Here is a 10481-nt window from a genome sequence, read left to right as displayed (position 1 = left end):
CGCCGGCGGCGGGCACTCCTCACGCGCCGGATCACACGCCGGCGGCGGGCACTCCTCACGCGCCGGATCACACGCCGGCGGCGGGCAATCGCCCTTGTTCGGATCGCAGGTGCCGTCGCCCCCACCACCACCGGGCAGGGTGCCGTTGTTGAGGCGCTCCACGATGGTAGCGTCCGTCACGCGGAAGGTGAAGCCCTGGACGACAAACGACTCGCCGTCGAAATCGGTGAGCCGGCCGCGGACTTCAAGCTCCGGGCGCGCGGCGCGGCGAAACTCGATAAAGTGCGCCTGGACCGAGCCGTCGTCCTGGAAATCGCCATAGACGCGGACGAGCTGGCCGACGCTCACGCCGCCCTTCGTCCCGTCGGGCCGGTAGCCTTCACCGCCGAAGCCCGTGAACGGGGTCACGCCGATCGTGAGGCCACGGACGACAAACGTCTGCGACGCCTCGTCCACTTCCAGCACGCGGCCGCTGATGTTCAGGAAGCGCGGCACATTGAATGGCCCGACGACCCGTACGTGTTTGGCGAGCAACTCGCCGCTTTCGGTGCGTGCGACACGGGTTTCGACGCCGTAGTTTTCCTGGACATCCGCAAACGAGCCGGGGCCCTGGGGCGGTGGCTGCGGATTGTTGGGGTCGCCGGCGGCCGGGTAGAAATGAACCTCGTATTGCGTCTCGTTGTCCACGCGGACTTCCTGTCCGAGCATCACGAACGAGTCGTCACCCTTCGTCTGGACCAGGCCGCGCATCTCGAGGCCGGCGAGTTGGTCGCCGGCGTCGCCGATACGTAGGAACACCTTCACGTTGAAGGAGCGGCCGACGCGGTCGCGGATATCGGCCTCCCAGTTCCAGAAATAGTCGACCAGATTGAGGTCGTCCACGGCGATCTTAGCTGTGAACGTGCGGTCGAAGTTGTTCACGAAGGGGCCTTTGTGAAAGGCGCCGCCTTCCCGAGAGATGAGCCTGAATTCACTGAATTGAAGGCTGGAGTAGTCGACATCCTGCGCATCGACTTTCATGTAGATCGTGTCGCCCGGGGCGAACTCACGATCTTCTGTCGAAAAGTCAGGTTGCCGAGATAACATCAGGTTGCTCTGCGCCTGCGCGTTGCCCACGAACATCGCGAGAAACAGGAGGAGCAGAGGAGCTACCTGACGAAACCGTCGTATCTGGGTCGGTTTCATCATCCGTTTTGGTTGGTTGAGAGAAGTGCACTCATGACTCTGGGGTCATCGGCCCGGAAGTGCATTCGATAAGCCAACCACGATCAAATCCTCACGAAGAACGCCTCACGACGGCGCCTCCCACTCCTTCAGTTTGTAGTGCAGCCAGCTGCGGGAAACGCCCAGGACGCGGGCCGTCTCCGAGATGTTGTCGTCGTATTCCTTCAGGGTGCGGGTGACGAGCCGGCGTTCACTTTCCTTGAGCGTGATGCCGGGTTCGGAGGCATCGAGCGACTCGGCCTCCGGCAGCTGGAGATCCTCCACCGAGATGAGGGCCTGCGGCGCCATGACCACGGCACGGCGGATGGTGTTTTCGAGCTCGCGCACGTTGCCTGGCCAGGGAAAGGCCTGGAGGGCCTGGAGGGCCTCGGGGGTAAAACCGGTGATGTAGGAGCGCTGGTTGACGGCGAATCGCTCCAGGAAAAAATGAGCCAGCAGGGGGATGTCGCTGCGGCGGTGGCGCAGCGCCGGCGTGGTGATGGAGATGGTGTTGAGCCGGTAGAACAGATCTTCCCGGAATTCCTTCGACTTGATCAGGTCGCGCAAGGGCTTGTTCGTGGCCGAAATCACGCGCACATCCACCTTCCGCACCTCGTTCTCCCCCACCCGCTTGATCTCTCCTTCCTGCAAGACGCGCAACAGCGACGTCTGCATCCGCGTCGACAGGTCGCCCACTTCGTCGAGCAACACGGTGCCCCCGCTCGCCGCCTCGAATAGGCCGATTTTATCACCCGTCGCCCCCGTGAACGACCCTTTTTTATGCCCGAACAGCTCGCTCTCCAGAAGGCTATCCGGAAGCGAACCACAGAACAGGGCTACAAAGGGCTTGCCCTTTCGGGCGCCGTTGTAATGGATGGCGCGGGCGACGAGTTCTTTGCCGGTTCCGCTCTCCCCCTCGATCAACACCGACGCGTCCGTATCCAGCACACGCGAAATCAGCCGAAATACTTCCTGCATGCGTGGGCTCTGGCCGATGATGCTGTCGAACCCGTTGATCTGAGCGATCTCCTGGCGGAGCTGGCTGTTTTCGTTGCGCAGGGATTGGTGCAGCCGCGCATGTTCGATGGCGATCGCGGCCTGGTTGGCGAAGGCCGTCAGGAACGGGATGCTGCCCGGCGTGAAGCGGCCCCGTTTTTTAATGCTGTCCAGGTAGACCGCGCCGATCTGACGGTTTTTGATCCTCAGCGGGACGCAGGCAATGGACTGGATGTGGTGCAGGACGATGCTCTCGGCGCCGGCGAACCGCTCATCCTCCTGCGCCTCGGCCATCACGATGGGCTCGCCTGACTGAAGCACGCGGTGCACGACACTGGTAGAGACGTCGATCAGGTCGTCAATCTGCCGGGTGCTTACGTTTTGCTGCGCCTTCACGGTAAACCCGCGCCGATCCGAAGCGTCTTCCAGCAACACAAATCCCCGCTCCGCCAGCAGGGTGTCCATGGCGATTTCAAGCACCTTTTCGAGTAACGCGGCCGGCTCCTGGATCGAGTTGATCACAAGCGCGATCTCGGTCAGCGCCTGAAAGGAGGTTCGGGGAGATTCTGGCGCTTCGCTCATGGTCTGTCTGCAGTCGCGTCTCAGAGCACCAGCACGCTCTTCACGCTGGCGCCGCGCACGTCGAGATCGGTGTTGATGGGCTCCCGAAAGGATTTCCGGGAACCAGGAGACACGTCCTGGATCGTGACGCTCATGGTGGACACCCGCACGTTGTTGACGTCGTACAGCGAGATCTGGATCTGCGCGTTGTTGATCGGATCTTCGGTCGGATTAAACAGGGTGCCGGTAACGATGCGCGCGCCGCCAGGAAGCAGGGTATACTGCACATTCTCTACCAGGACCGCCGCTGCTTCCACCGCCTCGTCCGCCGGCGCCGCGCAGGCGCCGAACAAGAGGAGCGCAAGAAAAACGCCGGCAACGCCGGACCATCCAGGTAACGCAGGAATCTTCATCGTGGGATAGTAACAGGTGAGGTTTACCCGCTCTGCAAACGACGCGCCACGGGCTGAAGGTCCCAGGTTCAAGGTTCAAGGGACTCTTTCCCTTAATCCTCGAACCTTGAACCTTAAACCATTCCACCCCTTACCCCAAGTCCGCGAGATTCGCACGGAGCCGGCCGAGTTCGTCTTCGGCCTGGGTCGCTTTGTCGCGCTCGCCCTGCACCACCTCTGCCGGCGCGCGGGCGACGAAGCTCTCGTTGCCGAGTTTCTTCATGACGGCCTGTACGTACTGCTCCTTCTGGGCGATCTCCTTGCTGAGGCGGTCGCGCTCGATGCCGAGGTCGATCATGCCGGCCAGCGGGATGTACACCTCATTCGCGCCCACGACAACCGAAGCGCTGGCCTTCGGCTTGGCCTGGCCGACGCCCACCTTCAGGTCTTTCACCTTGGCCAGCCGATCGAAATAACGCTTATTAGCCTCCATCGTCTGCCGCAACCCGTTCGCGGCCGCCGGCAGGTTCAGGATCGCCTCGATCTCCTTCCCTGGCGATACGCCGTATTCGTTTTTCACATTCCGGATGCCGGAGATGAGCGCCTGCATCAACCCGAGAGCTTCGAGTGCCGAGGGATCGATCTCCGCCGCATTCGAGGCCGGCCAGGCGGACGTGATACACGCGTCGCCGGCTTCCCGCGCCCGCAGCCGCCACCAGAGGTCTTCGGTGATAAAGGGCATGAAGGGGTGCAAAAGCTGGAGAAGCTTCTCGTAGATTTCGATCGCGAGCGCAATCGTTTCGCCGGCGACGGCTTGCCCCTGTTGCGGTTTGATGAGTTCCAGGTACCAGTCGCAGAAATCCCCCCAGAACAGGGTGTAGATCTTCGTCAAGGCGTCGTTGAGGCGGTATCGGTCGATGTCCTCGTTTACCTCGGCGATCGTCTGGTTGAGGCGCGTGACCATCCACCGCTCCACGAGTTCGAGCTCGTCGAACCGACGCGTGCGGCGGTAGGCCACCCCCTCGTCCATGAACTGGCCGAACACATTAAACGCGTTCCAGATCTTGTTCGCGAAGTTGCGGCCCATCTCGAACTTCGTGGGGTCCAGCTTGATATCCTGCCCCTGGGCGCAGAGAATCGTAAGCGAGAAGCGGACCGCGTCGGCGCCGTATTGCTCGATCATCTCCAGCGGATCGATGCCGTTGCCGAGGCTCTTGGACATCCACCGGCCCTGCTTGTCCTTGATCATCCCCGTGATGAAGATATCGCGGTACGGGATATCGCCCATGAAATACTGGCCGGCCATGATCATCCGGGCGATCCAGAAAAACAGGATGTCGTACCCGGAGACCAGCACCTGGCCGGGGTAGAAATAGGCGAGATCCTGCTGGATAGTCTCCTTTTCTTGAGGCCAGCCGAGCGTGGCGAACGGCCACAGCCACGACGAGAACCAGGTGTCGAGCACGTCCTCGTCCTGGAGCATGCCGGGCTCCGGCTGCTCGACGGAGACAACAAACGGCCGGCTTTCGTCGATGGCGCCCTGCGCATCCGGGTGATACCACACCGGGATGCGGTGCCCCCACCAGAGCTGCCGGCTGATGCACCAGTCGCGGATATTTTCGAGCCAGCGGTAATATTCGTTCTCCCACCGTTTCGGGTAAAAGGTGATCTTGCCGCTGCGCACGGCCTCCACGGCCGGGTCCGCCAGGGGCTTCATACGGACGAACCACTGCCGCGAGATGAGGGGCTCGATGACGGCCTTCGAGCGGCTGGAGATTGGGACGGTGAGTTTGTGCGGCTCCGTTTTTTCGAGCAGGCCGAGGGCCTCCAGATCCGCCACGATCCGCTCGCGGGCAACGAACCGGTCCAAGCCGGCGTACGGCCCGCCCAGCGCGTTGATCGTCGCATCCAGGTTCATGATCCCGATGCATTCCAGCCCGTGTTTCTGGCCGATCTCGAAGTCGTTTTTGTCGTGCGCAGGGGTCACCTTGAGCGCGCCGGCCGCGAACTCGCGCTTGACGTATTCGTCCGCGATGATCGGAATCGGGCGATTGAGCAGGGGGAGGATGGCCCGCTTGCCGATCAAGTGCGCGTAGCGCTCGTCCTCCGGGTGGACCGCGATGGCGGAGTCCCCCAGCAGGGTCTCCGGCCGCGTCGTGGCAATGGTCAAGTGGCCGCTGCCATCCTCGAGCGGGTAGCGGATGTACCACAGGAAGCCGTCCCGCTCGATGTTGTCGACCTCCTCGTCGGACAGCGCCGTCATGTCGACCGGGCACCAGTTGATCAGGTATTCGCCGCGATAGATGAGGCCGGCGTCGTACAGCTTTACGAACACATGCTGCACGGCCTTGACGTAGGCGTCATCGAACGTGAACCGCTCGCGGCCCCAGTCGCAGGAGTCCCCGAGCCGGCGCTTCTGGTCAAGAATGATATTCCCGTATTCGCCCACCCACTCCCAGCATTTTTCAAGGAATGCCTCGCGGCCCAGATCGTGGCGCGACTTGCCTTCGGCGGCCTTGAGGGCGCGCTCGACGACGTTTTGCGTGGCGATGCCGGCGTGGTCTTTTCCGGGCATCCAGAGCGCCTCGAACCCCTGCATCCGGCGCAGACGCGTGAGCGCGTCCTGCACGGTATCCTGGAGCGCATGGCCCATGTGCAGCCGGCCCGTCACGTTTGGCGGCGGCATGACAATCACGTGGGGCTTCTTCGAAGGGTCGCGTCGGGCCGAAAAATACCCATTCTCCTCCCAGAAGGCATACCACTTTTGCTCAATCGTCTGCGGGTCGTAGGCGGCTAACTTGACGGCCATGGAGGTTCCCTGCACTGTTCACGGCGTTGGATCCAAAACGGGAAGCTCACAAAACCGTATGGCTCCAAAGCATGTTCCAAGGCGCTCCCGGTAGAGGCGCACTACCGTGCGCCTCTTCTACGCCGCGACCCGTACAGGCGCATGTACAGGCACATGTACAGGCGCATGTACAGGCGCTACCGTGCGCCTCTTCTACGCCTTGCCCACCCCCTGCGCCTCTTCCGCTCCCTACGCGACGTCCGCCACAACGCTATCCAACACCCGCGCCGACGACAACACCCCCGGCAACCCGGCGCCCGGATGCGTGCCGGCGCCGACGCAATACAGCCCTTCGATATCCTCGCTGACGTTGTGCGGTCGGAAATAGGCGCTCTGCGTCAGCACCGGCTCGATCGAGAAAGCCGCTCCTTTCAGCGAGAGATAATCCTCCAGAAACCCCTGCGGCGTGAGCACGCGCGAGGTGACAAGAGTCTCGTCGAGTCCGGGGAGAATCGAGAGCGACAGGTACGTCTCGATGGCTTTGCGGTAGCGCTCCGTCTGCTTCGACCAATCGACGCCACTTTCCAGGTGCGGCACGGGGGAGAGGACATAAAACGCGTCGCAGCCGGCGGGCGCCATCGAGGGGTCCGTCGCGGTGGGCCGGTGGAGATACAGGCTAAAGTCGTCCGCCAGGCGCTTTTTTTCGAAGATATCTTCCAATAACGCTTTATACCGAGGTCCCAGCAGGATCGTATGATGGGCCACATCCGGGTACTGGCGCTTCGTGCCGAAGTACCACACGAACAGGCTCATGGAGTACCGGGCCGACTCGATCCGACGATTTGTCCACCGCGTCCGGCTGTGCTCGGGCAGGAGGTGACGGTACGTCCAGCCCACGTCGGCGTTGGACACGACGAGGTCGGCCGTGATCGTTTCCCCGGTCGCGAGGCGGACGCCCGTAGCGCGCCGGCCCTCGAGTGTGATCTCCTTAACCTCCTCGCCGAGCCGGATCGACACGCCCCGCTCGCGCAGCAGCCCGACCATCCCACGCACGATCGAGCCCGTGCCGCCCATGGCGTAATGAACGCCCCATTTACGCTCGAGGAACGCAATGAGGGTGTAGATGGAGGTCACATTAAACGGGTTACCGCCCACAAGCAGCGGGTGGAACGAGAGCACCTGGCGGATTTTTTCGTGTTTGACATACTTCGACACGAGTCCGTACACCGTGCGGTAACTTTCAAGCGCCGCCATCGCCGGCGCGATCCGCGCCATATCGGACACCCTCCCGAACGGTACGTGCGCCAGCGCCTCGAAGCCAACCTTGAAGATCTCCGCGCTTTTTTCGAAGAATCGGTGGTAGCCCGCGACATCGCCCGGGCTGAAGCGCGCGATCTCACGGCTCATCGCGTCGGGGTCGGCCGTGTAGTCGAACGACGTCCCGTCATCGAACCGGATGCGGTAAAAGGGAGAGACGGGGCGCAGGTCTACGTCGTCGGCCATACGCCGGCCGCAGAGGCTCCACAGTTCCTCGAACAGAAAGGGCGCCGTGATGACGGTGGGGCCGGCGTCGAAGGTGAACCCATCCTGCTCGAACACCCGTCCACGCCCGCCGGCCTGATCGAGGCGGTCGACCACCGTCACCCGGTAGCCGCGTACGCTGAGCCGGATCGCCGCCGCCAGCCCGCCAAAGCCGGCGCCGATGACGACGACATGGGGCGCATCCGGGGCGACCGAAAGAGGAGTAGTCCGGGTGTTCAGGTTCGCGTCAGCGCGATGGACGAGGGCATCGATCCAGGACATGTTGGTTGCAAGTTGCAGGTTCGCAGGTTAACAAGTTAAGTGTGAGCGATACACCAGGTTATTCGGTCGTGACTAGCAGCCCGCCAACCTACCAACCTGTAACCTGCCAACCTGCAACCTGCCAACCATCGAAAGCTACGCTTTCGATGCACCCACCCGTTCAAGGATCTCTTCCAGGCTGTCCCCGCCGAATTTCTCCAGAAAAGCGTTGGCGATGGTGACGGCGACGACGGCCTCGGCGACGGTGGATGCGGCCGGCACGCTCGTCACGTCGCTGCGTTCGTAGCGGGTCGGCATGGACTCGCCCGAAGCGATGTCGACCGTTCCGAGGGCTTTGATGAGGGTAGGAATGGGCTTCATGAAGCCGCGGATGACGATCGGCATGCCGTTCGACATGCCGCCCTCGATCCCGCCGGCGTGGTTCGACCGTCTCGGGTACCCGGCGCCGTTTTTGTCGATCGGGTCGTGAAACCGGGATCCCGGTGTCCGGGCCGCCGCGACGCCATCGCCAATCTCCACGGCTTTCTGGGCCTGGATTGACAGGATTGCCTGCGCGAGGAGCCCGTCGAGTTTACGATCCCACTGGACATACGAGCCCAACCCGGGTGGCACGCCGGTGACGATTACCTCGTAATGGCCGCCCAGCGAATCGCCCTGTTGTTTGATTTCCTTGATATGCTCGATGCATCGCGCCGAGAGGTCCGGATCCAACATCCGCACCTCGCTGGTGTCCGCCAGGCGGTTGAGGCCTTCGGCGCCGCCGGCGGTGGCCTCATCTACCTTCGCGCGCCACTCGGCGGCGTCGTCGTATCCCACGCCTCCGATCCGGAGCACATGGCTGCCGATCTCGATCCCGACCTGTTTCAAAAACTGACGGGCGATCGTGCAGCAGGCGACGCGCATGGCCGTCTCGCGAGCGCTCGACCGGTCGATGACCGGGCGAATATCGTCGAACCGGTATTTCTGGACGCCCACGAGATCCGCATGGCCCGGACGGGGCAGCGTGATGCGTTCGATCCCTTCTCCCGTGCCCTCGAGGGCCATGACTTCAGGCCAGCCGGACTTATCCTTCTGGTAGGCTTCGTTGTCCAGCCGCAGCGCGATGGGCCCGCCCATCGTCTTCGAAAACCGGACGCCCGAGTAGATATGGACGAGGTCTTTTTCGAATTTGGCGCGGCCGCCGCGCCCGAAGCCGAGCCAGCGTCGCGCCAGGTGGGTATTGATGTCGTCGGCCAGGAGAGGCACGCCGGCCGGCACACCTTCCACAATGCCTACAAGCGCCTCGCCATGCGATTCGCCGGCGGTGAGGTATCGGATCATCAGGGGGTCAACTCCTCGGTGGAAACCGGCACATCGGATTCGTAAAATGCGATGCGGCCGTCTTGCCGGCGCACCTGAAACACAACGGGTTGGCCGGTGCGAGCCAGTTTTTCGAGCAGGCCCACGGCCGTCTCGAGCGAATGCACCTCCTCGTCGTTGAGGCCCGTGAGCACGACATCGCGGGGCAGGCCGGCAAGCGAGGGTGAGCTTCCTTTGGCCACATACGCGATATACACGCCGTGGTCCACCCCGAAGCGCGTCCGCGTCCGATCCCCCAGCGCCTGCAACCCCAGGCCCCAGGATTTCACTTCGAATGTGGTCTCGGCTTCCTCGCCGTCGGGCGGGGGTTCATAGGACGGGGCCTGACGCTGGGGCCGGTTTTGCAGTTCGGTGAGCCAGTTCTTGTAGCCCGGATCGTCGCGGCCGAGGAGGCGGACCTGGAAGCGGCGGACGGATTCGTCGCGCCAGACATCCACTTCGAGCAGGTCGCCCGGGCTGAACCGGGCCACGGTACGCTGCAATTCGTTGGGCGCATCGACGCGCCGGCCGTTGATCGTGAGGACGACATCGCCCTGTTTGAGGCCGGCTTCGTGGGCAAACGTCCCGGTGTGTACCCCGGTCAGGAGCACCCCACCGATCCGTTTGAGGCCCAGCTGACGCGCCATGTCGGCGTCGATCGAACTGATTTCCACACCGAGAAAGCCACGTCGCACCTCGCCGTACGCGATCAGGTCCTGTGCGACACGATCCATCAGATTCGTCGGGACGGCAAAGCCGTATCCTTCGTACGACCCGCTCTCGGTGGCGATGGCGGTATTGATGCCAATGAGTTCGCCGCGCATATTCACCAGCGCCCCGCCCGAGTTGCCGGGGTTGATCGCCGCGTCCGTCTGGATGAAATCTTCGATACTGAAGTCTCCTTCGATGATATTGACCTGCCGGCCGAGCGCGCTCACGATGCCGGCGGTGACGGTAGAAGTAAGCCGGAACGGGTTGCCGATCGCGATCACCCAGTCCCCAACCGCCACCTCGTCCGAATCCCCGAGGCGGGTGCTCGGCAGGCGCTCGTCGGTGATGACCCGGATGACGGCGAGGTCCGTCGAGGCGTCGGTACCCACCACCTCCGCCGGAAATTGGCGCTTGTCGTCGAGCGTCACCCAGATCTCCTCCGCGTTGTCGACGACATGGTTGTTCGTGACGAGGTAGCCGTCCTCGCTGATGATGACGCCGCTACCGACGCTCTGTCGTCGGGCCCGGAAGCTGGGCAGCCACCGGCGCTGCGACTCATCGACGGCCATATCTACCCGGATGAATACCACGGCCGGCTTGACGAGGGTCGCGACGTTCCGGAAAGTCTCGCTCAACGCCATGGGGTTGGCCAGCGCGCTCATCGCGATCGAGTCGGAGGAGGGGCGAGG

At 63.1% G+C, this 10481-nt stretch carries 7 protein-coding genes; all 7 read right to left on the bottom strand.

Annotation, left to right across the window (positions count from 1 at the left end; genetic code table 11):
- The coding region (locus SH809_10840) for a DUF5666 domain-containing protein (GenBank protein MDZ4700192.1) at nt 1-1188 on the bottom strand (1188 nt) is incomplete at its 3' end.
- A gap of 102 nt (nt 1189-1290) precedes the next feature.
- Nucleotides 1291-2781, bottom strand: coding sequence for a sigma-54-dependent Fis family transcriptional regulator (locus tag SH809_10835; protein ID MDZ4700191.1), 1491 nt, complete (start codon nt 2779-2781; stop codon nt 1291-1293).
- A 20-nt stretch (nt 2782-2801) separates the two neighbouring features.
- Nucleotides 2802-3173 (bottom strand): FxLYD domain-containing protein, encoded by a 372-nt coding sequence (locus tag SH809_10830; protein ID MDZ4700190.1) that lies wholly within the window; start codon nt 3171-3173, stop codon nt 2802-2804.
- 130 nt (nt 3174-3303) lie between these two features.
- Nucleotides 3304-5961 carry a valine--tRNA ligase gene (locus SH809_10825; protein ID MDZ4700189.1) on the bottom strand — a complete coding sequence of 886 codons (2658 nt, stop codon included), beginning with the start codon at nt 5959-5961 and terminating at the stop codon, nt 3304-3306.
- A gap of 228 nt (nt 5962-6189) precedes the next feature.
- Nucleotides 6190-7743, bottom strand: coding sequence for a phytoene desaturase (locus SH809_10820; protein MDZ4700188.1), 1554 nt, complete (start codon nt 7741-7743; stop codon nt 6190-6192).
- A 135-nt stretch (nt 7744-7878) separates the two neighbouring features.
- Nucleotides 7879-9063, bottom strand: a complete 1185-nt coding sequence (gene aroC / locus SH809_10815) for a chorismate synthase (GenBank protein ID MDZ4700187.1) — start codon at nt 9061-9063, stop codon at nt 7879-7881.
- A partial coding sequence (locus tag SH809_10810; protein MDZ4700186.1) for a trypsin-like peptidase domain-containing protein occupies nt 9063-10481 on the bottom strand: 1419 nt, incomplete at its 5' end. The genes aroC and SH809_10810, both read right to left, overlap by 1 nt.

The organism is Rhodothermales bacterium, assembly GCA_034439735.1.
GTDB lineage: Bacteria > Bacteroidota > Rhodothermia > Rhodothermales > JAHQVL01 > JAWKNW01.
Note: the sequence above shows the minus strand (reverse complement) of the source record. Positions and strands in the feature narration are given on the sequence as shown.